The following is a 24,570-nucleotide window of genomic DNA, read 5'->3' on the forward strand; positions in this document are numbered from 1 at the left end:
GAATCGAAGGCTCATGCTCAGTGCGAATGTCTCGGCACCGCTGCGCCGCGCTTGCCGACGAGAAAGTCCAGATCGCAACCTTCATCGGCCTGCAATACGTGATCGACATAGAGCCGCTGATAACCGCCTTCGCCATGCTTGCGCGGCGGCTCGCGATCGCTCATGCGGCGCGTGAGTTCCTCTTCGCTGATGTCGAGATGCAAGGTGCCCGCGTCGCAATCGAGCTCGATCCAGTCGCCGTCGCGCACAGCGGCAAGCGGCCCGCCCGCCGCCGCTTCCGGCGCGACGTGCAGCACCACCGTGCCGTATGCGGTGCCGCTCATGCGCGCGTCCGAGATGCGCACCATGTCCTTCACGCCCTGACGCAGCAGCTTCGGCGGCAAGCCCATATTGCCGACTTCGGCCATGCCCGGATAACCTTTCGGGCCGCAGTTCTTCAGCACGAGCACGGAGTTCTTGTCGACATCGAGCGATTCATCGACGATGCGCTCCTTGTAATGCTCGAGGTTCTCGAACACGACCGCGCGGCCGCGATGCTTCAGCAGCTCGGGACTCGCCGCCGATGGCTTGAGCACCGCGCCGCGCGGCGCGAGATTGCCGCGCAGGATGCGAATGCCGCCATCGTCGATGAGCGGATTGCTTAGCTTGCGAATGACTTCGTCGTCGGTGATGGGCGCGTTCTTCACGTTCTCCCACAGCGACTTGCCGTTCACCGTCAGTGCATCGGGATGCGGAATCAGATTCGCCTCGCCAAGACGCCGCAGCACGGCAGGCAGGCCGCCCGCGTAATAGAACTCTTCCATCAGGAAGCGGCCCGAGGGCATCAGATCGACGATGGTCGGCGTATCGCGGCCGATGCGCGTCCAGTCTTCCAGTTCCAGCGGCACGCCGATGCGCCCCGCAATCGCTTTCAGATGGATGACCGCGTTGGTCGATCCGCCGATCGCGGCATTCGCGCGGATCGCGTTCTCGAACGCCTCGCGCGTGAGAATCTTCGAGAGCGTCAGACCTTCGAGCGCCATCTCCACGATGCGAATGCCCGACATATGCGCGAGCACGTAGCGGCGAGAATCGACGGCGGGAATCGCGGCGTTATGCGGCAACGACGTGCCGAGCGCTTCGGCCATGCAGGCCATGGTCGACGCCGTGCCCATCGTGTTGCATGTGCCCGCCGAGCGCGACATCCCCGCTTCGGCAGAGAGAAACTGATGCAGATCGATCTCGCCGGCCTTGAGCGATTCGTGCAGTTGCCACACCGCCGTGCCCGAGCCGATGTTCTTGCCGTCGAGCTTGCCGTTCAGCATCGGGCCGCCCGTGACGACGATCGCGGGCACGTCGCAACTCGCCGCGCCCATCAGGAGCGCGGGCGTGGTCTTGTCGCATCCGGTGAGCAGCACGACCGCATCGATGGGATTGCCGCGTATCGCCTCTTCGACATCCATCGCCGCGAGATTGCGCGTGAGCATCGCGGTCGGCCGAAGGTTCGATTCGCCATTCGAGAACACCGGAAACTCGACGGGAAAGCCGCCCGCCTCATACACGCCGCGCTTCACGTGCTCCGCGATCTTGCGAAAGTGCGCGTTGCAGGGCGTCAGTTCCGACCATGTATTGCAGATGCCGATGATCGGCCTGCCGTCGAACTCGTGGTCCGGAATGCCTTGATTCTTCATCCAGCTTCGATACATGAAGCCGTTCTTGTCGTTGGTGCCGAACCACTGAGCAGAGCGCAGCCTGGGCTTCGATGCGGACATCGTTCTTATCCCCGTCAAATTCGATTTGGCGAAGTCTAAAAGCCCGCGCGATAATCGACCAATGAAAAGTTGGACGTTATCGATATCCAAACCAGCATTCGTATAAACCCTTAAATGCTGAATCCAAGCCCCTGGTATGTGCGCAATCGACTCAAGACGCGACAGCTTCTGCTCGTCGTGGCGCTTGCGGAAGAAGGCAATGTTCATCGCGCGGCGGCGGTGCTGAACATGACGCAGCCCGCCGCTTCGAAGCTCCTGCGCGAACTCGAAGAGACGCTCGGAGTCACGCTGTTCGAGCGCGAGCCGCGCGGCGTGAGGCCCACGTTGTATGGCGACGCGATCATCCGTCATGCGCGCGCCGTGCTCGGCAGTCTCGATCAGGCGCAGGAAGAGCTCATCGCGCTCGCGTCCGGGCGGCTCGGGCATGTGGCGATCGGCGCGATCACATCGCCGGGTGTGCGGCTATTGCCTGCTGCGGTCGCGGCGGTGAAGCGCGTGCATGCGGATATCCGCATTTCCGTCGAGATCGATACGAGCAACGTGCTGCTCGAAAAGCTCGCGCAAGAGAAGCTCGATATCGTGATCGGCCGTCTTTCAGCCGAGCACGACAAGGTGCGGTTGCGTTACGAGCAGCTTGCGGGCGAGCCGGTGCGCGCGGTCGTGCGCGCGGGGCATCCGTTGCTGAAGGAGAAAGCGCTCACGTTGAGCGATATGCGCGATGCCGCATGGCTCGTGCCGCCGGCGGGCAGCGTGCTGCGGCATCGCTTCGAACTGATGTTCCAGCGTGCGAGCCTCGCGCCGCCGTCCAATGTCGTGGAGACGGCGGCGATTCTCTTCGTCACGCAATTGCTGGAACAGAGCGACATGATCGCCGTGGTCGCGGAAGATGTCGCGCTGTATTACGCGCGGCACGGCATCGTTGCGATGCTGCCGTTGCCGATGGATTGCCAGATGGACGACTTCGGCATCGTCACGCGGGCGGACCGGCTCTTCACGCCCGCGACCGAAGTCATGGTCGATGCGTTGCGCGCCGCCGCCCGCGATGTGTACGGCGCTCAGGCCGTCGCCGCCACTTCCACCGGCGCGCGATAACGCTCGATCAGACGCTCGCGCTTCTTCGCCGCCGCCGCCATGTTGCGCTCCTTCACATGGCCGAAGCCGCGAATTTCGTCGGGCAGCTTCGCGAGTTGCAACGCGGTGTCGAGACGGTCCGCGTCGAGCGTCGCGCAGAATTCATCGACGAGCGCGCGGTAATCCGCGATCATCTGGCGTTCCGTGCGGCGCTCTTCCGTCTTGCCGAACACATCGAGCGATGTGCCGCGCAAGCCCTTCATCTTCGCGAGCATGCGGAATGCGGGCAGCATCCATGCGCCGAAGCGCTGCTTCACGAGATGACCGTGCTCGTCGCGCTTGGCGAAGAGCGGCGGCGCGAGATGGAACATCAGCTTGTAATCGCGGCCCGGCTCGCCTTCGAATTGCTCGCGCAGCTTGTCGAGATACGCGGGATCGGCATAAAGGCGCGCGACTTCGTACTCGTCCTTATAAGCCATCAGTTTCGCCAGATTCACGGCGACCGCGCGCGTCAGCGGCAGCTTCGCATTCAACGGCTTTTCCTTTTCGCGCACGCGCTCGATCACGCTGCGATACGAACGCGCATACGCTTCGCTTTGATATGCGGTCAACAGCGCTTCGCGCGTTGCGATCACGTTTTCCAGCGACTCGGGCATCTTCATCACGATTGCATGCTGCGTGGCCTTGAGCATGTCGCCCACGCCGTGCTGCGCAACGTATCGTCCCCAGTCGAACGCGAGCAGGTTCTTCTCCACTGCCACGCCGTTCAGTTCGATCGCGCGCTTCAGGCTCGCCAGTTCGAGCGGCAACCAGCCCTTCTGCCACGCGAAGCCGAGCAGGAGCGGATTCGAATAGATCGTGTCGCCGAGCAGCTTCAAGGCGAGCGCATTCGCGTCGATGAATGCGCAGCCCGCGCCGATGCTATCCGTCAACGCCTGCTCCGTCTGCTTCGCGGGGAAGGTCCATTGCGCATTGGTGACGAACTCGGCGGTCGGCGTCGCGCCGCTATTGATCGCGGCCTGCGTGATGCCGTTGCGCGTGCGAGACAGCACATCGTTCGATGCCGACACGATCGCATCGCAGCCGATCACGAGCCGTGCTTCGCCCGTTGCGATGCGCGTCGCATGCAAGGCTTGCGGCTCGGGTGCGATCTGCACGTGGCTCAACACCGCGCCGCCCTTTTGCGCGAGACCGGCCATGTCGAGCACGGTCACGCCTTTGCGTTCGATATGCGCGGCCATGCCGATCAAGCCGCCGATCGTCACGACGCCCGTGCCGCCGACACCCGTGACCAGAATGCCGTAAGGCTTCGAAAGCGCGGGCAAAGAAGGCAAAGGCAGTTTATCGAAATCGGGCTTCGCGCCGCCGGCCGCTTTCGGCTTGCGAACCTGCGCGCCTTCGGCTGTGACGAAGCTCGGGCAAAAGCCCTTCACGCACGAGAAGTCCTTGTTGCACGACGACTGATTGATCTTGCGCTTCGTGCCGAGCGGCGTGTCCATCGGCTCGACGGACAAGCAATTCGATTGCACCGAGCAATCGCCGCAGCCTTCGCACACGGCATCGTTGATGAACGCGCGGCGCGCCGGATCGGGATACGTGCCGCGCTTGCGGCGGCGGCGCTTTTCGGTCGCGCAGGTCTGATCGTAGATGAGGATGGTCGTGCCTTGCGTGTCGCGCAGCTCGCGTTGAATGCGGTCGAGCTCATCGCGATGATGCACGTTCACGCCCTGCGGCAATACGACATTCGCATCGTATTTTTGCGGCTCGTCGGTCACGATGACGATGCGCTTCGCCCCTTCCGCATAGACCTGATGCGCGATCTGCGGCACCGTCAGCACGCCGTCGACGGGCTGGCCGCCGGTCATCGCGACCGCATCGTTATAAAGAATCTTGTACGTGATGTTCGCGTTCGCCGCGATTGCCGCGCGCACCGCGAGCAGGCCCGAATGGAAGTACGTGCCGTCGCCGAGATTGACGAACATGTGCTTGTCGCCGGAGAAATGCATCTGGCCGATCCACGCGACGCCTTCGCCGCCCATCTGGCTGAAGGTCTCCGTCTTGCGATCCATCCACATCGACATGTAATGGCAGCCGATGCCCGCGAGCGCGCGCGATCCTTCCGGCACGCGCGTCGACGTGTTGTGCGGACAACCGGAGCAGAACCACGGCTTGCGTTCCACATCGACACGCGGCTTCGCGGCCTCGCGCTCCTTCGCTTCGATCGTTTCGACGCGCGCAAGCATGCGAGCGCGAACGTCCTCAGGAAGATCCGCACGCGCGAGACGCCGCGCGATCGCCTTCGCGATCAACGCGGGCGATAGCTCGTAATGCGCGGGCAAGAGCCAGTTTCCGCGCGGCACGGACCATTCGCCGCCCTCGTTGTCGCGTTCGTCGAACTTGCCGTAGATGCGTGGGCGCACGTCCTCGCGCCAGTTGTACAGCTCTTCCTTCAGCGCATATTCGAGAATCTGCCGCTTCTCTTCGACGACGAGAATCTCTTCGAGACCCGTCGCGAAGGCGCGGGCGTCTTGCGCATCGAGCGGCCACACGCAGCCCACTTTCAGCACGCGCAGGCCGATCTGCGCGCAGGTTTCATCGTCGAGACCGAGATCGACCAAAGCCTGACGCACGTCGAGATACGCCTTGCCCGCCGTGATGATGCCGAAGCGCGGCTTGTCCGAATCGATCACCACACGGTTCAGCTTGTTCGCGCGCACGTAGGCCAATGCGGCGTACCACTTCTCGTCGAGCAGACGCGCTTCCTGCGCGAGCGGCGAATCCGGCCAGCGGATATTCAGGCCGCTTTCCGGCATCGCGTAATCGGTGGGCGTGACGATCTCCACGCGGTCCGGATCGAGATCGATCGACGCAGTGGATTCGACCACGTCGGTCACGCATTTCATCGCGACCCACAAGCCGGAATAGCGGCTCATTGCCCAGCCATGCAGTCCGTAGTCGAGATATTCCTGCACGTTCGACGGATACAGCACCGGAATACCGGCCGCGATGAACGCATGATCCGACTGATGCGCAACCGACGACGATTTCGCCGCGTGATCGTCGCCCGCGAGCACGAGCACGCCGCCGTGCTTGTCGGTGCCCGCGGAGTTCGCGTGCTTGAAGACATCGCCGGTGCGGTCCACGCCCGGCCCCTTGCCGTACCACATGCCGAACACGCCATCGCGCGTCGCGCCCGGCCATAGATTCACTTGCTGCGTGCCCCAGATCGACGTCGCCGCGAGATCCTCGTTCACGCCCGGCTGAAACACGATGTCGTTATCCTTCAGATGCTTCTTCGCCTTCCACAGCGACTGATCGAGCGCGCCGAGCGGCGAGCCGCGATAGCCCGAAATGAAACCCGCCGTGTTCAGCCCGGCCTTACGGTCGCGTGCCTTTTGCAGCATCGGCAGGCGCACGAGCGCCTGCGTGCCGCTGATATAGACGCGGCCTTTCTCCAGCGTGTACTTGTCGTCGAGCGAAACGTCTGCGGCGGATAGCGCGGCGCGATCGGGTGCATTCATGAGGGGCATGTCTCCAGGATTCGGAAATTGTTTTTTGCCGAGTATAGGAAGCCGATTTGCCATCGTAAAATCATGAATAAACAACTCTGGTATTCGAAAATCAGATGGCCTTCGATCTCACGCTCAGGCAATTGCGCTATTTCGTGGCCGCCGCGCAAACCGGCCAGTTCTCCATGGCGGCGGCGAACGAGCACGTATCGCAATCCGCGATCACGAATGCAGTTCAGGCACTCGAAAGCGCGCTCGGCACGAAGTTGTTCGAGCGCATGCCGCAAGGCGTCGCGCTCACGCCCGATGGCCAGGATTTTCATAACCACGCGCGCCGCGTGCTCGACGCCGCCCGCGACGCGATGCACATGCCGCCGTTTCGCGCACACGATATGCGCGGCGTCGCGCGCATCGCGGCGTCCTATACGGTGCTCGGGTATTTTTTGCCGGAACTGCTCGCGCGCTTTCGTGCGACGTATCCGTTCATCGATTTCGATCTGCGCGATATGGAACGGCCGCAGATCGAGGAAGCGGTCGCGAATGGGGATGTCGATATCGGCGTCGTGCTGCTATCGAACCTGCAGCGTCCGCAGCGTTTCGACAGTCAGGTGTTGATGCGATCGCGGCGGCAATTGTGGGTCGCGCCTTCGCATCCGCTCGCACAGCAGCATGCGGTGTCGCTGAAGGACATCGCCGCCCATCCGTACATTCTGATTACGGTCGACGAAGGCGAGCAATCGACGATGCGCTATTGGCACAAGAAGCGCCTCGAACCGAACATCGCGTTTCGCACGAGTTCGATGGAGGCGCTGCGTGGACTGGTGGCGCACGGCTTCGGCGTCACCGTGCTATCGGATATGGTGTTTCGGCCGTGGTCGCTCGAAGGCAAGCGCATCGAGGCGCGGCCCGTCAACGATGCGATTCCTCATATGGAAGCGGGCATGATCTGGCGCAAGGGCGCCGTGCTGGACGCCCCTGCGACCGCCGTGCAGCAATTCCTGATTCACGCGTGCGGCGCTTAGATTCGATCAATGAGAAATGCTTTCGAGCGATCGGCCGAGCGTGCGCGGTCCCATCAAACCGATGGAAAGCATCACGAGCAGCATCGCGCCGGCGATGAAGCCGAACACGCCGGTCACGCCCGCCTCCTTCAGCACGAACGCGATCACGAACGAACTGAACACCGCCGACAAGCGGCTCCATGAATAGACGAAGCCCACTGCGCGCGCGCGTATGGACGTCGGATAAAGCTCCTGCTGATACGTGTGATACGTGAACGAGATGATGTTGCCCGCGAGCGTGAGCGTGATGCCGAGCACGACGATCATCGCGGCCGCCGACGTCTGACTGAACAGCAAGCCCGCGACGATATTCACGCCCGCCATGAACACGATCACATGCTTGCGCTCGAAACGATCGGCGATCCAGTAGCCGAGCAATGGTCCGATGGGCGCGGCCAGCCCGATCACGGTCGTATAGAGCAGGCTCGACGTCACCGTCACGCCCTGCTTGACGAGCAAGGTCGGCACCCAGTTCGCGAAGCCGTAGAAGCCCACCGTCTGAAAGATATGGAAGATGATCAGCATCACCGTGCGCTTGCGATACGGCGGCTTCCACATATCGGCAAAACCAGCTTTCCTCGCGATGGGATCGGACGGCCCCGGCGCGGGCAGCGGCTTGCCGTATTGAAGTGCAACCTTGTCTTCGAGCTTGCGCAGGACCGCATCGGCCTCATCGACGCGGCCCTTGCTCGCGAGCCAGCGCGGGCTCTCCGGCAGATTGCGGCGGAAATACCAGACGAAAAGCGCGCTCACGCCGCCCGCCAGCGCGACCCAGCGCCAGCCGTCGAAACCGAACGGCGCACGCGGCACGAGCAGATACGAAAGGAACGCGACCACGGGCACGGCGGAGAAGCCGATCGCCTGACATACCGCGAACGCCCTGCCGCGCAGATGCTTCGGCGCGAGTTCCGACATGTACGTGCCGATGGTCACGAGCTCCACGCCAATGCCGAGCCCCGAGACGAAGCGCCAGAAGTTGAGCCAGTGCGCCGTGTCCTGAAACGCCATCACCGTATTCGCGGCGACATACCAGAGCAGCGAATACGTGAAGATCGCGCGGCGTCCATAGCGGTCCGCGAGAAAGCCGCACGCGATCGTGCCGATGAACAGCCCGCAGAACAACGCGGCGATGAAGCTGGCAACGCCCGTCGTGCCGAACAGGCCCGCGGTCGTCGCGGTGAGAATGCCGCTCTTCACGAGCCCCGGCGCGATATAGCCGGTGAAGAGCAGATCGTAGAGCTCGAAGAAGAAGCCGAGGCTCAAGAGAAAGACGAGCTTCCACACCGCGCGCGTCGCGGGAAGCCGGTCGAGTCGTGCCGAGATTCCTGCCGTATCCGCGACGGCGGGCGCGTCCGTTAGCGCGACGCCTGCGGCGTCGTGCAGATGCGAGGTGCCCTGCATGATGGCCATTGCTGTCTCCTGTATGTATTTTGATGCCGCATCGATGGCGGCTCGATCCTGCTTACTTCATGAAGCGCTGCTGCAATTCCTCGAACGATGCGATGCTGCCCAGAAGCGCGCTCGCCGCGACGGTGGGCGGGCTCGCGAGCCACACTTTCCCCGGACCCGAGCGGCCCGGAAAATTTCGATTGATCGCGCTGATGGTGATCTGCGCCGCGTCCGTCGATGACCCCGGTCCGCAGTTCGCGCACGCACCGCACGAAGGCTGAAGCAGGATCGCGCCGACGCGCTCGAAGGCATCGACATAGCCTTGCGCGATGCAATAGTCGCGCACGTCCTGCGTGCCGAATTGCAGATAGAGCTTCACGTTGTCCGGCACGCGCAGGCCACGCGCGGCGGCCCACGAAAGCACGTCGTGATAGTGATCGAAGTCCTCGCGCTTGCCCGCCGTGCATGAGCCGCCGTACGCGATATCGATGCGCGGCCGGTCATCGAGCGACTGAAGCGCGATGCCGTTGCCCGGATCGCCGGGCGCCGCGAGCATCGGCGTGAGACGCGCGCAATCGATCTCGATCACGTCGGCGTAGCGCGCGCCTTCGTCGCTGCGCATCCACGGCTCGATCGTGAAGTCGATGCCGCGACGTTCCTTCAGGAAGCGCACGGTTTCATCGTCGGGCGCGACGATGCCGGTGAAGCCGCCGAGTTCGGCCGTCATGTTGGTGAGCGTCGTGCGCTCGTCGGTCGAAAGGCTCGCGATGGCCGTGCCCGCGAACTCGAATACTTTGCCCACGCCCGCGCCGGCGCGAATGCGCGCATCGGCCAGAAGATGCAGCACGATGTCCTTCGCCGTCACGTCCGCCGGAATCGGCCCGTGCAACTCGATGCGCAAGGACTGCGGCACCGTCATGCGCACCGCACCGGTCACGAACGCATTCGCCATGTCCGTCGTGCCGACGCCGAACGCGACGCAGCCCAGCGCGCCGCTATGCGGCGTATGCGAATCCGTTCCGGCGACGACCTGCCCAGGCAACGCATAACGCTCGGCCATCATCGCGTGCGAGATGCCTTCCGAGCCTTCATCGGTCGTGCTTTCGGCTTCGTTCAGATAGCCGTGATTGCGCACGTCATAGTCGCGCGCGAATGCGCGATGCGCCTCCGACAACTCGCGCACGTTCGGCAGCAGGCCGTTCCGGATATGCAGTTCGCTGCGATGCGAATACGAAAGATGATCCTCGAACGCGAGCATGCTGCGCGGCTCGTGCAGCGTCAAAGGACGGCCGAATGTCGCGTGCAGCATGTGCGCCGCCATGCCGGTGTAGTACTCGTGGACGAAACGCCAGTCCGCGCGCACGAAGATGCCGTTGCCCGGTTCCAGCGATGCGTTCGTCACATCGGTCGTCAATGCATGGCGCGCGAGAATCTTTTCGACGAGCGTGCGCGGCGTGTCATCGCTCGATGCTGCGCCGACATGTACTCGTTGCATATGCAACTTGCCGTAGCGAAGCAGGCCGCCGCTCTTCAGGATCGCGGCGGCCAACGGATCGCGGCCCGCGACGAGCTCATCGATATCGATCGCTTCGCCGCATCGGATGCGCTCGATCAAACCGAAATCCGTCGATGTGAACAGCCCGAGATTGTCCGCGTTCTGCCGATAGATGCGCTCGAAGCTGCGCGCGATCACGAGGCGAATGCCCGCGCGATATTCGGCGAGCGGACTATGTTCGCGCGACGAACCCTTGCCGTAGCGATTGCCCGCGACGGTCACCCGAAAGCCGCCCGCGCGCACCGCGTCATGGGCGATGGGATTGCGGCCGCCCGCATGAAAGCCCACATACGGACACTGGCCGAGCCGCTCGTCGAAGCGCGTGAGCACGCTGATCGGCGTGATTTCGTCGGTGGAAACGTCATCGCGCAGCGCGCCCGCTTCATCGAGCGTCAGATCTTCGCCCGCGAGCTGACGCTCGACTTTCGCCGGGTCGGCGCACAGAAACAGGATTCGCCCGCTCACATCCAGATTGGCCATCGTATTCTCCTTCGATGTCAATCTAGACGCACACACGCGCGTGCACGAAGTGTTGCTTCGACACGGGGGGTATCGCGAGATGCGATGTCCGCGTTAACCCTTGTTATCGACGAGAGTATCGATCAACGCCTGCACCGCCTTCAGACGCGACGACTTGCGCGGCGCATGCACATGCAGGCATCGGCCGCTGCCCCAGGTCTCGCCTAATGGAACACGCACGAAGTTGCGCGAGCCCGCGAACGCGGACGCCGCGCTCGTCGGCACGATGCCGATACCCAGCCCCGCCTCGACCATGCGGCACTGCGCGTCGAAACTGTTGACGGTGACCGTCATGTTGAGCGGCAGGCGCGCGGCGTCGGCGCGTTCTTTCAAGGTCTGATCGAGCGAGCCGCCCGCCTGCAACGCGACGAGCGGAAAGCGCGTGACTTCGGCGAAGCTCAACACATCGGCTGGCGCGAGTTCGTGACCGGGCGGCAGAACGACCATCAGCGGATCGTCGGCGAAGTGCCATGAATCCAGGCCCGCAGGCGTCTTGCTGCTCGCCGATATGCCGACGTCCGCGCGATCGTCGAGACAGGCGCGGATCACTTCATCGCTGATCTGCTCGGTCAGCGCAATCTCGACGAGCGGATAACGCGCCTTGAACAACGTGAGCCGTTCGGGCAAGAAGCCCACGATGGCCGATGCATTCGCATGCAGACGCACGACGCCCGCGATCTGCCCGCTCATCGACTGAACTTCGCGCGCCATGCTTTCGAGCTGGCCGTGAATGGAACGCGCGCTCGCATACGCATGCTGTCCCGCTTCGGTCAGTTGCACGCCCGAAGGCGAGCGAATGAGAAGCGCGACGCCGATGGCCGCTTCGAGATCGGCGATGCGCCTGCTCAACGCCGACGGCGCGATATGGCTGCGGCTCGCGGCGCGCGCGATCGATCCCTCCTCGACGACGGAGATGAAGAGCTCGAGACTGTAGGGATCGATTCTCATCGCGCGTTATCTATCGTGCGCCGGCCAGCGACGTGATGATCGCATAGGCGGCCTTCACACGCGCCTCGTTCGGGATGTTGCGATTCGCCAGCATCACGATGCCCACGCGCTCCTTCGGCACGAACGCGACATACGCACCGAAGCCGTTGGTCGAGCCGGTCTTGTTGATCCACACGTCATCGCGCGGAGCTTGCGGCGGATCGATACGCGTGACGGGCGTCGCGTTCAGGATCATCGACGACGCGTTTCCATCCAGCAACGACTGCAACGCGACGGGATACGGATACTGCTCCCAGATCAGGTCCTGCGTCAGCGGACCGGCCTTGAAATAGCCGGTATGCGTGGCATCGACGGCGCGCTGGAACACCGGATCGATGGGACCATGTTCATGTTGATCTGCAGAAAGCGCGTCATGTCGGCGGCCGTCGAGCGCACGCCGTAAGCCTCCGAGGACAGCACGCCGCCTTTCATGCGGATCGGTGCATTGTCCTTCGCGTAGCCTTGCGCATAGTCGCGCTGCTTCGACGCGGGCACGTTCATATAGCTGCGCTTCAGGCCGAGCGCGGGGAAAAGGCGCGTCTCTATCAGCGCGTCGAAGTCCTGCCGCATGCTCTTCGCCGTGATCAAACCGAGCGTGCCGATGCCGGGATTCGCATACGTGCGGATCGTGCCGGGCGGTTGCGCCGCGCGCCACGTCTTGAAATACTGCATCAGTTCTTCTTCGTTGCGGACATCATCGGGGACTTGCAGCGGCAGACCGCCCGGTGTGTGCGTGCCGAGATCGAGCAGCGTCACCTTGCCGAATTCGCTTCCCGCAAGCGACGGAAGATGCTTGCTCACCGGATCGCTCAGCGAGAGATCGCCCTCTATTTGCGCATAGGACGCGAGCGTCGCGGTGAATGTCTTGCTGATCGAGCCGAGCTCGAAGAGCGTATCGCGCGTGACGGGCTGCTTCGTCGCCTTCGACGCCACGCCGTAATCGAACACATAAGGCTCGCCCTTCACGACGACGCCCACCGCCATGCCCGCGATACCGTGCTGCGCCATCAGCGGCTCGATGGTCTGATCGACCGTCGCCCTGATCGCCGTTGCATCTTCCGCATGCGCGGCGCCGGACATGACGCCGAAAGAAAAAATGGCTGCCGCCAAAATAACCGGCGCACGAAACTTCATCGAATCGATCCTTCGCTTTGATTGATTTGCTTTGATTGGAAGGAGACCGCCGGCTAGTGCCGCGCGCGACGCCTGCCCGCGGCGAGATCGTCCGCGAGCGGCACGGACGAGAACAGCAAGAGCAGCGCGGCGAGCGGCACGGTGGTCGCGAAGCCCAGATGCGCGAAGCCGATCGCGCCCGCGAAGCCGCCGGCGATGAACATCGCGAAAAGCGAGCTCAGCAGCGCGAGACGCGCGTGATTGGCACGCACATAACCGGCGTCATCGCGCGCGATGCCACGGTTCCAGTACAGACTCTTGCCGATCTCGATGCCGATATCCGTGACGAGCCCCGTCACGTGCGTCGTTCTGATCTCGGCCTTCGAGATCTTCGTGATCATCGCGTTTTGCAGGCCCATCACGAAGCACAGCAATGCGACGGTCAGCGGCACGTCCCACACGCGATGCGCCTCCAGATTCGCGCCGAGCACGCCGAAGACGAGCAGCAGCAGCGCTTCGAGCAGAAGCGGCGTGGCGAACACGCTATGCGCGCGCCGCTGCCGCCCCCAGTTGATGAGCATCGCGGAAGTCGCCGCGCCGCACAGAAACGCGCCGACCGCGCCGATCGCGGAAAAAACGAATGCCATCTGGCCGAGCACGAGGTTATCGGCGATCGACGAGACGAGCCCCGACATGTGCGACGTATATTGGCCCACCGCGAGGAAGCCGCCCGCGTTGGCCGCGCCCGCGACGAAGGCGAGCGCGCAGCCCAGGCGCCGGTTGGCGGAATCGGTGCGGCTCGGCGAGGTCAGTCCTCGAAGATAGGTGATCGGCATGGCAGCGCGCGCGAGATGGTCGAGCCGAAAAGATAGCACGACAATTTGCGTGCCCGGCCGCCCTTCGACGTACGCAAACTGAAAGAAAAAACATAAGTCGATAGGATGCTAACGAATGAGCTTCTCGTTATAATCCCGCCGCATGACTCAACTCGACTTACTGCGCCGCTCCGTGAGCAGCACGCTCGTGCTGGCCGCGCGACGCTGGCGTCGCACGAGCCACGGCGTGCTCGCCTCTTATGGCGTGTCGGAAGCATGCGCCGTGCCATTGCTCACGGCCAACCGGCTCGGCGAAGCGGTGCGTCAGGTGACGCTCGCGGAGCATGTCGGCATCGAGGGGCCGTCGCTCGTGCGGCTGCTCGATCAGCTTTGCGCGGCCGGCCTCGTGCGCCGCGACGAAGATCCCGAAGACAAGCGCGCCAAGACCATCACGCTCACCGATGAAGGCCGTGCCGTCACCGCACGCATGGAAGAGCGCCTCGTCACGCTGCGCGCGCGGCTCCTGAAGGGCGTGTCCCGCGAAGATCTGGAAACGACGCTGCGTGTGCTCAACGCGTTCAGCGCGTCGCCGGATGCGAAGCTGCTCGCCGCCCTGGAAGCGGTCGGCGAAACCGCGAAGCCGGCCCGGTCCGCCGGAAAGCGCGGAGCATAGCGCCATGCCCTTCCCTTCCGCGCGCGAGTGGCTCTTTTCCGCGAAGACCTTCGCCGCCGCGATGATCGCGCTCTATATCGCGCTCGCGCTCGAATTGCCGCGCCCCTATTGGGCGATGGCGACCGTCTATATCGTCTCGAATCCGTTCGTCGGCGCAACGCGCTCGAAGGCGCTCTATCGCGCGCTCGGCACGATGATCGGCGCGGCGGGCGCCGTGCTCATCGTGCCGCCTTTCGTCGAATCGCCGTTTCTGTTCAGCGTGATCGTCGCGCTGTGGACGGGCACGCTGCTCTATCTCTCGATGTTCGATCGCACCGCGCGCAGCTACGTGTTTCTGCTGGCGGGCTACACGCTGCCGCTGATCGCGCTGCCCACCGTGACCAATCCGGCGAGCGTGTTCGATCTCGCGATCACGCGCACCGAGGAGATTCTGCTCGGCATCATGGCGGCGAGCATCGTCGGCAGCGTGGTGTTTCCCAGCCGTCTCGCGCCCACGCTCATCGCACGAACGGACGCATGGTTCCGCGACGCCGCGTTCTATGCGAGCGAGACGCTGTCGGGGCATATCGCGGGCGCATCGATCTCGGCGGCGCGCCAGCGGCTCGCGTCGACCGTCAACGGTCTGGAGCTTCTGCTGAGCCAGCTGACCTACGATCACACGCGGCCCGACATCGTCCGGCGTGCCCGCGCGTTGCAGGGCCGCATGCAGATCTTCCTGCCGCTGATTTCATCGATGGCCGATCCCTTGATCGAACTGATCGACAAGCACGGCAAGCATCCGGAAGGGCTGGAAGCGCTGCTCAGGGATGTCGCGGCATGGGTGAGCGCGCCCGTGCCGCGCAGCGAAGTCGATGTGCAGAACGCACCCGAACCGGACGCGCTGCGTGAGCGCATCGCGGCGATGCGGCCGTCGGTCGAAGCGCTCGCGACCATGGACGGCGCGCTGCTGTCGAATGCGCTGTGGCGTCTCGGCCAGGTCATCGACGTCTGGCAGGACATTCGCGCGCTGCGCGCGGCCATCCTCAACGAGTCGAGCGAATGGCGTCCGCACTTTCGGCACTGGCGTCTCGGCGGCACGGCGCGCTTCTTCGATCGCGGCATGATGCTGTTTTCGACGGCCGTCGCGGTGAGCGCGATCATCGTCGCGTGCGGGTTGTGGATCGAGTCGGGCTGGAACGACGGCGCCTCCGCCGTGGCGCTCGCCGGCGTGTCCTGCTGCTTCTTCGCCGCGCTCGACGAACCCGCGCCGCAGCTCTTCAAGTTCTTCGTGGCAACGTGCATGAGCGTGGTGCTTGCCGGGCTCTACGTGTTCGTCGTGCTGCCCAACGTGCATGACTTCGCGATGCTCGTCGTGATCTTCGCCGGACCGTTCCTCGTCATCGGCACGCTGACGACGAACCCGCGCTTCAGTCTCGTCACCATGCTCGTCGCGGTGAACACGGCCACGTTCATCAGCATTCAGAGCGCGTACGAAGCGAACTTCTTCGTGTTTCTCAACAGCAACCTCGCGGGCGTCGCGGGCCTGCTCTTCGCTTATCTGTGGACGCGCACGACGCGCCCCTTCGGCGCGGAGCTCGCTGCCGAGCGTCTCACGCGTTCGGCGTGGGCGGATATCGTGCTGAGCGCGTCGACTGCGGCCGTCATCGAAGATCAGCGCAATCTCTATGCGCGCATGCTCGACCGTCTGATGCAATTGCTGCCGCGTCATGCGGCGACGGACTCGCATCGTCATCCGTCGATCGAAAGCTTCCGCGATTTTCGCGTCGCGCTGAATGCGCTCGATCTGCGCCGCACGCGCTCCAAGCTTCCCGCGGAGTTGCAGACTTCGATCGACGATGTGCTCGACGCGTTGCGCCGCTACTTCGAGCAATGCATCGCGCGACGCACGCGCCAGCCCGTGCCGCCCGAACTGATCCGCCGCATCGATGCGACGAGCGCCCAGGTCACATCGCGCGCGATCGCGCAATCGCCGGGCAACGATGTCGTCGCGGAGAAATGGCTGCGCGATACGCTGCATGCGCTGGTCGGCATGCGTCTGTCGCTGCATCCGCCCGCGACGCAGGCGCAGCCTGACACCGCCAACGGAACGCCACCGCGCGCGGAGCCGGCATGATGTTCGTCTCTCTTCATTCATCGGAACGCCACACATGATCGGCGAAATCGACATTCTCGGCGTGTTCGTGCCCGCCGTGCTCGTGCTGATGTTCATCGCCTACCTCGTGAATCTGGCGATCCGCACCGTGCTCGCACGCGTCGGCTTTTATCGTTTCGTGTGGCACCGTTCCATTTTCGATCTCGGCATTTATGTTCTGGTGCTGGGCGTTGTCGTCATCGTTTCGCAGCGGCTCATCTCGTGAAAAAAACCTGGTTCTCTCTCGGGCAGATATTGCTTACGCTCATCGTCGTCGCGATCGCGGCGGTCGTGTTGTGGAAGCTCGTCGATTACTACATGTTCGCGCCGTGGACGCGCGACGGCCACGTGCGCGCCGATGTGATCCAGGTCGCGCCCGACGTGTCCGGTCTCATCACCGACGTGAAGGTCGTCGACAATCAGCAGGTCAAGAAAGGCGACGTGCTCTTCGTGATCGATCAGGCGCGCTATGCGCTCACATTGCGCAACGCGCAGGCCACCGCGCAGCAACGCCGCGCGACGCTCGACCAGGCGCGCCGTGAAGATGCCCGCAATCGCGCGCTCGGCAATCTCGTCGCGCGTGAGATCGTCGAAGAAACGCATTCGCGCGTCGAGCAGGCAACGGCCGCGCTCGCCGATGCCGAAGTCGCGATCGATACCGCGCGCCTCAATCTGCAACGCACGGAGGTACTCAGTCCCGTCGATGGTTATCTGAATGATCGCGCGCCGCGCGCCGGCGAGTACGTCGCGGCGGGTCGCGCGGTGCTCTCGGTCGTCGACATGCATTCGTTCCGCGTCGATGGCTATTTCGAGGAAACGAAGCTGCGCGGCATCGATATCGGCCAGCCCGTCGATATTCAGGTGATGGGCGAGCCGAACATCCTGCGCGGCCATGTGCAGAGCATCGTCGCGGCGATCGAGGATCGCGACCGCCAGCAAAGCCCGAGCCTCCTGCCGAACGTGAACCCCGCGTTCAGCTGGGTGCGCCTCGCGCAGCGCATTCCCGTGCGCGTGACGCTCGATGAAATTCCCGCGGACTTCCGCATGATCGCGGGCCGCACGGCGACGGTATCGGTGCGCGGCATCGGGCCGAAGATCGGCAGACGCGCGGCGTCGGAAACGTCGCCCGCGTCCGCGCCTGCGCCGACCTCCAGCGTGTCGGGCGCATCGCAATGAACGGCATGCGCATCATGAAAGCGATCGCCATAGCGGCATCATCGGCATTCGTGCTATTCGGCTGCACGACTGTCGGCCCGAACTACACGCTGCCCGACAGCGCGGCCGTCAACGCGCCGTATGCGAACGCGGCCATCGATGGCGTCGATCAGGCGCCCGTCACGCAAGGCGCGGTGCCGGCGAAATGGTGGCGTCTCTATGACGATCCCGTCGTCGATCAGCTCGTGACGCAGGCGCTCGCATCGAACACGGATCTGCGCGTCGCGGCCGCGAATCTCGCGCGCTCGCGCGCCGAAGTCGAGTTCGCGAACAAGCAAGGCGGATTCTCAGGCAAGGCATCGGCGGCGTTTCAGCGTGCGCAGGAATCGGCGGAACAGTATCTGTTGACGGAGAAGCTGCCCGTCGTGAATGAAGGCGCGCTCGATCTCTCCATCTCCTATGAGATCGATCTGTTCGGCAAGCTCAGGCGCGGCGTGGAAGCGGCGAACGCGGACGATGAAGCCGTCGAGGCGGCGCAGGATCTCGCGCGTGTGACGGTGGTCGCGGATGTCGTGCACGCGTATGTCGAATCGTGCTCGGCGGCGGAAGAGCTCGAGATCGCGCGGAAGTCGCTCGCGTTGCAGAAGGAGCGCGTGAAGCTCACGCAGCGTCTGCGCGATGCGGGCCGCGGCAATCAATCGGAAGTCACGCGCGGACAGACGCAAGCCGATACGCTCGCCGCCGATATCCCGCGCTTCGTCGCGCGCCGGCGCGTCGCGCAATACCGGCTCGCGATGCTGCTCGCGCGTGCGCCATCGGACTTGCCCCAGGTCGCGCTCGCGTGCAGGAAGCTGCCGAAGCTGCGCGCGCCGATTCCCGTCGGCGATGGCGCCGCGCTGCTCAAGCGCCGTCCCGACGTGCGTCAGGCCGAACGGCAGCTCGCGTCGTCGACGGCGCGCATCGGTGTGGCGACAGCGGCGTTGTATCCGTCCGTGAGCATCGGCGCATCGGTGGGATCGGTCGGTATCGCGGAGGACCTGTTCGGCGCGAACACGAACCGCTGGGCCTTCGGGCCGCTCATCAGCTGGACCTTTCCGATCAACGGTCAGCGCGCGCGCGTGCATCAGGCCGAAGCGGCGACGAGCGGCGCGCTCGCGCGCTTCGACGGCGTCGTGCTGAAAGCATTGCAGGAAACGCAGAGCAGCCTCGCGGTCTACGCATCCGATACCACGCGCGCCGATGCATTGCGCACTGCGTACAAGTCGGCGATCCAGTCGGCCGATGAAACGAACCGGCTGTATCGCGCGGGACGCGAGTCCTTCCTCAACGATCTCGATGCGACGCGCACGCTCACCGGCGTCGCGGCGCAAGTCGCGGCCGCCGAAGGACAGGTCGCCGTCGATCAGGTGAATCTCTTCCGCGCGCTGGGCGGCGGCTGGGAAAGCGACGAAGCCATCGCACAGAACTCGAAGACGAAATAAGCGATCGGGAGGCGATCGTGCGCGCGAGCGAATATCGGTTCGTTACCGTCTGGAAGATCGAAGCGCCGCTTCACGAAGTATGGAACGCCATTCACGATCCGGCCGCATGGCCGCAATGGTGGACGTGTGTCGAGCGCGTGATCGAAGTGGAAAGCGGCGCGGACGATGGCGTCGGCGCGTTGCATCGCTATACGTGGAAGGGACGTTTGCCGTATCGCGTGCGCTTCGACATGCGCGTCACGCGCGTCGAGCCGCTCGTGCTGCTCGAAGGCGAAGCGAGCGGCGATGTGCAAGGCTTGGGACGCTGGCAGTTTTCATCGCGCGATGACGTCACCATCGTGCGATACGAATGGCTCGTGCGCACCGGACGCGGCTGGATGAACCTGCTTGCGCCCGTCGCGCGTCCGCTCTTCGAATGGAACCACGACTACGTGATGCAGCAAGGCGGCGAGGCGCTCGCGAAGCGGCTCGGTGCGCGGCTCGTGGGCGTGGATCATCGTGAACCGAAGAGCTGAGACACCACGCCGCGCAGCCATCGATTGCCTGCTTCATGGTGATAGCGCGCGTGCCAGTGCTGACGCACGGCGAAGCCATCGACGGGAATCGGGCATGTATGCACGGCGAGATCGTTCGCGCGCGCGAGCGTTTCGCCGATATGACGCGGCAACGTGGCGATCAGATCCGTCGTCTGAATGATCGCGCCCAATCCGAGAAACCCCGGTAATTCCAGCACGACGCGCCGCTCGACGTGCTCCCGCGCGAGCGCCTGATCGAGCAGTTGCGCGCCCGTTCCCGCCGCGATCCCCACATGCCCTTCCGCGCGATATTGTTTCGCGCTCATTCTCGCGCGCAGCCGCGGATGATGCCGGTTCGTCAGGCACACCCAGTCCTGCTCGTACAACTGCTGCTGATAGATGCCGCCGGAAAGCCACGGCACATAGCCGATGGCAAGATCGGCCTCGCCCGATTCCAGCGCGCGCTCCGTATTGCCGTCGATGCGCGCGGCTTCCAGACGGATGCCCGGCGCCTGTGCGCGCATGTGCGCGAGCAGACGCGGCAATAGCGTGACGTGGCTCGCGTCGGTCATGCAAATGCGGAAGCGCCGCTGCGCGGTGGCCGCATCGAAGGCGATTTCCCACGCCGTGAAGCGCCGCAGCGATTCGAGGATTTCGCGGCACGTGCCGATGAGCGCATCGGCTTGCGGCGTCGGCGCCATGCCGCCCGGCGTGCGGATGAAGAGCGGGTCCTGCAAGTGCTCGCGCAGCCGGCCGAGCCAGATGCTGATGGTCGGCTGGCTCTGACCGAGCTGCTCCGCGACGCGCGTGACGCTGCGCACTTCGTAGAGAAGATCGAAGAGTTGCAGGAGCTTGATATCGGGAAGTTCGGTCGTATCCATGGCGCGTTCTCATTATTGCGTAGTGCAATGACGTCATTGTAGCCATTGCATTGCCGAAATGATGCCGCGCCCGTATCTTGATCTCCATCTCAAGGAGACGCCATTGAAGATCGCAATATTGGGAGCAGGCGCGCTGGGCTGCGCAATCGGCGCCGCGCTGACCGAAGCCGGAAACGAAACCTGGTTGCTGAACCGCGATGCGCAGCATGTGAACGCGATGCGCCGCGACGGTCTGCGAGTCGACGACGTCAACGGCTCGCGAACCGTCGCCGTGCGTGCCACGACGCGCGCCGAGGAAGCCGGGCCGGTCGACGTGGTCGTCGTGCTGGTCAAGTCCTTTCATACGGAATCGGCGATGCGCAGTGCACTCGCGCTCGTCGGTCCTGAAACGATCGTGCTTTCGCTGCAAAACGGACTCGGGCACGAAGACGTCCTCGCCGAAATCGTCGGACGTGAACGCGTGATGGCGGGCAAGACTTATGTCGGCGGCGTGCTGCTGGGCGCGGGGCATATTCAGTCGGGCGTCGCGGGCAAGGCGACGTATATCGGCGAACTCGATGGCCGCGTCACGCAGCGCGCGAACGCTATCGCGGGTGTCTTCAACGATGCCGGGCTCATCACCACGGTCAGCGACAACATCGTCGGCACGATGTGGGACAAGCTGCTCGTCAATGTCGCGACCGGCGCGCTGACGGGACTCACCGGTCTCACTTACGGACAGCTCTATCGCGAGCCGCTGCTCAAGGCGACCGCGCTCGCCGCGGTCGAAGAAGCGATGACGGTCGCGAAAGCCGCCGGCGTCACGCTCGCCACGCGCGCGGCCGAAGACGCATGGACGCTCGCGGCCGATGGCCTGCCGTCCTCGTTCAAGACCTCGATGTTGCAGAGCCTCGAACGCGGCTCGATCACCGAGATCGACTTCATCAACGGCTCGGTCGTGCGCTGGGGCCAGCGTCACGGCGTGCCGACGCCCGTCAACGCGACGCTCGTGTCGTGCATCAAGGGCGTCGAGCGCGCCATGGCCGATCGACAACAACAGGAGACAGCGGCATGAGCGCGCCGAAGGCTTATCTGGAACACGTCGCGATCTGGGTGAAGGACATCCGCTGGCATATCCGTTTCTTCGAGGACGTGCTCGGCATGACGATGCGCGAAGTCGACGGCACGCGCGAAGCGCCGCGTCAATACTGGACGCTCGGCGGCATGCAGTTCATTCACGACCCGCAATACACCGCGCCCGAAGGACGCCTCGCGCATCTCGGCGTGATGTGCGAGGACCTCGAAGCCGCACTGAGCGCCGCGCATCGATACGACGTGAGCGAGATGCCGCAAGGCCGCAACTGGCTGCGTCTGCCCGATGGCCTCGCCATCGAATTCATTCAGGCCAGACCTGCCACGTGTGTCGCGCGGGCGCTGGCCATCGACCCGCGCGCGGAGGCGTGACATGACGATCATCGAAAAGTACTGGGACGACGCCACCGAAGGCGACGTGTGCGTAAGCCCGACCTATACCGTAACGAAGGCGCGCATTCTCGCGTATGCGGAGCTGACCGGCGATCACACGCCGGTTCACTTCGACGAGGACTATGCCAATGCGAGCCACTTCGGCTGCATCGTCGCGCATGGCCTGTTCGGCCTCTCCATCGCCGATGGCCTCAAGACGCAGAGCGATTATCGCTTCCTGCCGGGCATGTCGCTCGGCTGGACGTGGGACTTTCTTCTGCCGATCAAGGTGAACGACGTGCTGCACGTGAAGTTTCGCGTCGGCGCGATGCGCGCGAGCAAGAGCCGTCCCGGCTGGGGCATCGTCGTGCTGCCGTCCGAGCTGATCAATCAGAACGGCGAGACCGTTCAACGTGGCGAACATCGTCTGATGGTGCCGCGCCGTCCGGGAGCGTTCTGATGCAGGCACGTCCACTCGAAGGCATTCGCGTCGTCGATTACAGCCACTTTCTCGCGGGTCCGTATGTGGGCCGCTGTCTCGCCGCGCTCGGCGCGGAGGTGATCAAGGTCGAGCGTCCCGGCAGCGGCGATGCGGGCCGCCAGCACGCCACCGTGCTCGATGACGAACAAAGCGGCTACTTCCTCCAGCTCAACATGGGCAAGCGCGGCGTGAGCGTCGACATGAAAGACCCGCGCGGCAAGGCCTTCATGCAGCGTCTGTGTGATTCGGCGGACGTGTTCATCGAGAACTATCGGCCGGGCGCGCTGAAGAAGCTCGGGCTCGGTTATGAAGAACTGTCCGCGCGCAACCCGACGCTCGTCTATTGCTCGATCTCCGCTTATGGACATACCGGACCGGACGCACATCGCGCGGGATTCGGTCTCATCGCGGAGGCGAAGAGCGGCATCATGCAGATGATCGGCACGCCCGGCGAACGTCCGCCGCTCCTGCGCATTTCGCTCGGCGATATGTACACCGGCATTCACGCGGTCGCGGCCATCAATGCGGCGCTGCTCGGCCGCGAGAGGAGCGGACGCGGTCAGCATATCGACATGGCGCTCTACGACACGCTCGTATCGATGCACGAATACGCGGTGCAGTGCTACACGCTGCAAGGCGTGTTGCCCGAGCAGACGGGCCACGACATGCCGACATCCACGCTCTACGGCGTGTTCCGCGCAGCCGATGGCGATCTTGTGATTGCCGCCCAAGTCGACGATGCATGGAAGCGCTTCGCCGCATTGATCGAAACGCATGGCGGACCGAAAGGCTTCGGCGCGGATACGCGTTTGCATCATCTCGATGGCCGCAATGCGAATCGCAAGGAGATTCTGTCGGTCGTCGAACCGTGGGTCGCGAGCCGCCCGGTGGCGCAAGTGCTCGAGTTGCTCGATGGCATCGACGTGCCTTGCGCGAAGGTGCAACGCATCGACGAAGTGATCGACGATCCGCAGATTGCCGCGCGCGGGATGGTGATCGAGCAGGAGCATCCGCGCTACGGCAAGCTGCGCATGTCCAACCTGCCCTTTCGCTTTTCCGATTGCGACACGACGATTCGGGACGTCGCGCCCGACCTCGGTCAACACAACGCCGAGATCGCGCGCACGCTCGGTTTCAGCGAGGCCGATATCGACGCGATGCAGACCGAAGGCGTGCTCTATTCGAAGCGAGGCCAAGCATGACTGACCGCTATGCCGTGATCGGCAATCCGATCGGACATACGAAATCTCCCCTGATTCATGGGCTTTTCGCGGAGGTGACGCAACAGGACATCGCGTACGAAGCCATCGAAGCGCCGCGCGACGGCTTCGCCGACACCGTGCACGCGTTCATCGCGAGCGGCGCGAAAGGCATCAACATCACCGCGCCGTTCAAGCTCGAAGCCTTCGCGATGTCCGATGAACGCAGCGAGCGCGCGACGCTCGCGGGCGCGGCCAATGCGCTCAAGTTCGAGAACGGGCGCATCGTCGCGGAGAACTTCGACGGCGTGGGTCTGCTGCGCGATATCGAAGTGAATCTGAACATGCCGCTCGCCGGCAAGCGCGTGCTGCTGCTCGGCGCCGGCGGCGCGGCACGCGGCGCATTGCTGCCGTTTCTGGCGGCGGGTCCGAAGGAGCTGGTCATCGCGAATCGCGATTACGGCAAGGCGAAGCGCCTCGTGTCGCAAGTCCGCGCGAGCGTGCCGCTGCGTGCCAGCGGCTACAACGAACTCGAAGCGATGGGCAGCTTCGATCTCGTCGTCAACGCGACGTCGGCGAGTCTGTCGGGCGAGCTTCCGCCGGTCGCGCCGAGCGTGTTCAGTCCACGCGGCACGGCGTACGAACTCGCCTACGGCAAGCGCCTCACGCCCTTCTTGCGGCTCGCGCGCAACGCGGGCGTGCTCGGCATCGCCGATGGCGTCGGCATGCTGGTCGAACAGGCCGCCGAAGCTTTCGCGTGGTGGCGCGGCGTGCGGCCCGAGACGCGATCCGTGATCGACCGTCTCACCGTGCCGCTCGAATGAATAGCCAAGGAACACGC

General features: G+C 64.2%; 20 protein-coding genes and 1 pseudogene. 13 read left to right on the forward strand and 8 right to left on the reverse strand.

Annotated features, from left to right (window positions below; all coding sequences use genetic code 11):
- Positions 1–17 precede the first annotated feature (17 nt).
- Positions 18–1,751 carry an IlvD/Edd family dehydratase gene (locus tag AWB78_RS02390; protein ID WP_062601851.1) on the reverse strand — a complete coding sequence of 578 codons (1,734 nt, stop codon included), beginning with the start codon at positions 1,749–1,751 and terminating at the stop codon, positions 18–20.
- A gap of 114 nt (positions 1,752–1,865) precedes the next feature.
- Between AWB78_RS02390 and AWB78_RS02395 the strand changes: the two genes are divergently transcribed.
- Positions 1,866–2,843 carry a LysR substrate-binding domain-containing protein gene (locus AWB78_RS02395; RefSeq protein WP_062601853.1) on the forward strand — a complete coding sequence of 326 codons (978 nt, stop codon included), beginning with the start codon at positions 1,866–1,868 and terminating at the stop codon, positions 2,841–2,843.
- Here the strand turns inward: AWB78_RS02395 and AWB78_RS02400 are convergent.
- The gene (locus AWB78_RS02400) at positions 2,807–6,343 is read right to left on the reverse strand and encodes an indolepyruvate ferredoxin oxidoreductase family protein (protein WP_062601855.1); all 3,537 of its coding nucleotides are present in this window, start codon (positions 6,341–6,343) and stop codon (positions 2,807–2,809) included. The genes AWB78_RS02395 and AWB78_RS02400 overlap by 37 nt on opposite strands.
- Positions 6,344–6,447: 104 nt before the next feature.
- Between AWB78_RS02400 and AWB78_RS02405 the strand changes: the two genes are divergently transcribed.
- A complete protein-coding gene (locus AWB78_RS02405; protein ID WP_062601857.1) occupies positions 6,448–7,353 on the forward strand; it encodes a LysR family transcriptional regulator in 906 nt (301 codons plus the stop codon).
- A gap of 6 nt (positions 7,354–7,359) precedes the next feature.
- Here AWB78_RS02405 and AWB78_RS02410 read toward each other — a convergent pair whose 3' ends face one another.
- The 5 genes and pseudogenes from AWB78_RS02410 to AWB78_RS02430 all read right to left on the reverse strand — a co-directional run bounded on the left by AWB78_RS02410 (position 7,360) and on the right by AWB78_RS02430 (position 13,791).
- On the reverse strand, positions 7,360–8,802 hold the full coding sequence (locus AWB78_RS02410) for an MFS transporter (protein WP_062601864.1): 1,443 nt from the start codon (positions 8,800–8,802) through the stop codon (positions 7,360–7,362).
- Positions 8,803–8,854: 52 nt separating this feature from the next.
- Positions 8,855–10,816, reverse strand: a complete 1,962-nt coding sequence (locus AWB78_RS02415; RefSeq protein ID WP_062601866.1) for an aconitase family protein — start codon at positions 10,814–10,816, stop codon at positions 8,855–8,857.
- Between the two features lie 93 nt (positions 10,817–10,909).
- On the reverse strand, positions 10,910–11,803 hold the full coding sequence (locus AWB78_RS02420; RefSeq protein WP_062601868.1) for a LysR family transcriptional regulator: 894 nt from the start codon (positions 11,801–11,803) through the stop codon (positions 10,910–10,912).
- 10 nt (positions 11,804–11,813) lie between these two features.
- A pseudogene (gene ampC, locus AWB78_RS49675) lies at positions 11,814–12,976 on the reverse strand (class C beta-lactamase).
- A gap of 53 nt (positions 12,977–13,029) precedes the next feature.
- Entirely contained in the window at positions 13,030–13,791 is a 762-nt protein-coding gene (locus AWB78_RS02430) for a YoaK family protein (protein ID WP_062601870.1), read from the reverse strand.
- 142 nt (positions 13,792–13,933) lie between these two features.
- On the opposite strand from AWB78_RS02430, the gene AWB78_RS02435 reads away from it, so the two are divergent.
- From AWB78_RS02435 to AWB78_RS02460, 6 genes are read left to right on the forward strand one after another with little or no spacing between them, the layout of a single operon-like run.
- Positions 13,934–14,443: a MarR family winged helix-turn-helix transcriptional regulator gene (locus AWB78_RS02435; RefSeq protein WP_062601872.1), complete on the forward strand. Its 510-nt coding sequence runs from the start codon at positions 13,934–13,936 to the stop codon at positions 14,441–14,443.
- Positions 14,444–14,447: 4 nt separating this feature from the next.
- Positions 14,448–16,556, forward strand: a complete 2,109-nt coding sequence (locus AWB78_RS02440) for an FUSC family protein (RefSeq protein ID WP_062601875.1) — start codon at positions 14,448–14,450, stop codon at positions 16,554–16,556.
- 34 nt (positions 16,557–16,590) lie between these two features.
- The gene (locus tag AWB78_RS02445; protein WP_061159180.1) at positions 16,591–16,800 is read left to right on the forward strand and encodes a DUF1656 domain-containing protein; all 210 of its coding nucleotides are present in this window, start codon (positions 16,591–16,593) and stop codon (positions 16,798–16,800) included.
- Positions 16,797–17,750 (forward strand): efflux RND transporter periplasmic adaptor subunit, encoded by a 954-nt coding sequence (locus AWB78_RS02450; protein WP_062601877.1) that lies wholly within the window; start codon positions 16,797–16,799, stop codon positions 17,748–17,750. The genes AWB78_RS02445 and AWB78_RS02450 overlap by 4 nt, the downstream gene beginning before the upstream one ends.
- A gap of 14 nt (positions 17,751–17,764) precedes the next feature.
- Complete coding sequence (locus AWB78_RS02455) at positions 17,765–19,210, forward strand: efflux transporter outer membrane subunit (RefSeq protein WP_232477591.1); 1,446 nt, start codon at positions 17,765–17,767, stop codon at positions 19,208–19,210.
- A 17-nt stretch (positions 19,211–19,227) separates the two neighbouring features.
- On the forward strand, positions 19,228–19,725 hold the full coding sequence (locus AWB78_RS02460; RefSeq protein WP_062601881.1) for an SRPBCC family protein: 498 nt from the start codon (positions 19,228–19,230) through the stop codon (positions 19,723–19,725).
- Here AWB78_RS02460 and AWB78_RS02465 read toward each other — a convergent pair.
- Entirely contained in the window at positions 19,704–20,606 is a 903-nt protein-coding gene (locus AWB78_RS02465; protein ID WP_062601883.1) for a LysR family transcriptional regulator, read from the reverse strand. The two genes, AWB78_RS02460 and AWB78_RS02465, sit on opposite strands and share 22 nt — an antisense overlap.
- A gap of 103 nt (positions 20,607–20,709) precedes the next feature.
- On the opposite strand from AWB78_RS02465, the gene AWB78_RS02470 reads away from it, so the two are divergent.
- The 5 genes from AWB78_RS02470 to aroE are packed head-to-tail and all read left to right on the forward strand — an operon-like array spanning position 20,710 to position 24,553.
- Entirely contained in the window at positions 20,710–21,660 is a 951-nt protein-coding gene (locus tag AWB78_RS02470; RefSeq protein ID WP_062602391.1) for a ketopantoate reductase family protein, read from the forward strand.
- On the forward strand, positions 21,657–22,049 hold the full coding sequence (locus tag AWB78_RS02475) for a VOC family protein (protein ID WP_062601891.1): 393 nt from the start codon (positions 21,657–21,659) through the stop codon (positions 22,047–22,049). The genes AWB78_RS02470 and AWB78_RS02475 overlap by 4 nt, the downstream gene beginning before the upstream one ends.
- A gap of 1 nt (position 22,050) precedes the next feature.
- Positions 22,051–22,509, forward strand: a complete 459-nt coding sequence (locus AWB78_RS02480) for a MaoC family dehydratase (RefSeq protein WP_062601893.1) — start codon at positions 22,051–22,053, stop codon at positions 22,507–22,509.
- Positions 22,509–23,732, forward strand: coding sequence for a CaiB/BaiF CoA transferase family protein (locus tag AWB78_RS02485; protein ID WP_062601895.1), 1,224 nt, complete (start codon positions 22,509–22,511; stop codon positions 23,730–23,732). The genes AWB78_RS02480 and AWB78_RS02485 overlap by 1 nt, the downstream gene beginning before the upstream one ends.
- On the forward strand, positions 23,729–24,553 hold the full coding sequence (gene aroE, locus AWB78_RS02490; protein WP_062601897.1) for a shikimate dehydrogenase: 825 nt from the start codon (positions 23,729–23,731) through the stop codon (positions 24,551–24,553). The genes AWB78_RS02485 and aroE overlap by 4 nt, the downstream gene beginning before the upstream one ends.
- The last annotated feature ends 17 nt before the right edge of the window (positions 24,554–24,570 follow it).

The organism is Caballeronia calidae, assembly GCF_900044055.2.
Taxonomy (GTDB): Bacteria; Pseudomonadota; Gammaproteobacteria; order Burkholderiales; family Burkholderiaceae; genus Caballeronia; species Caballeronia calidae.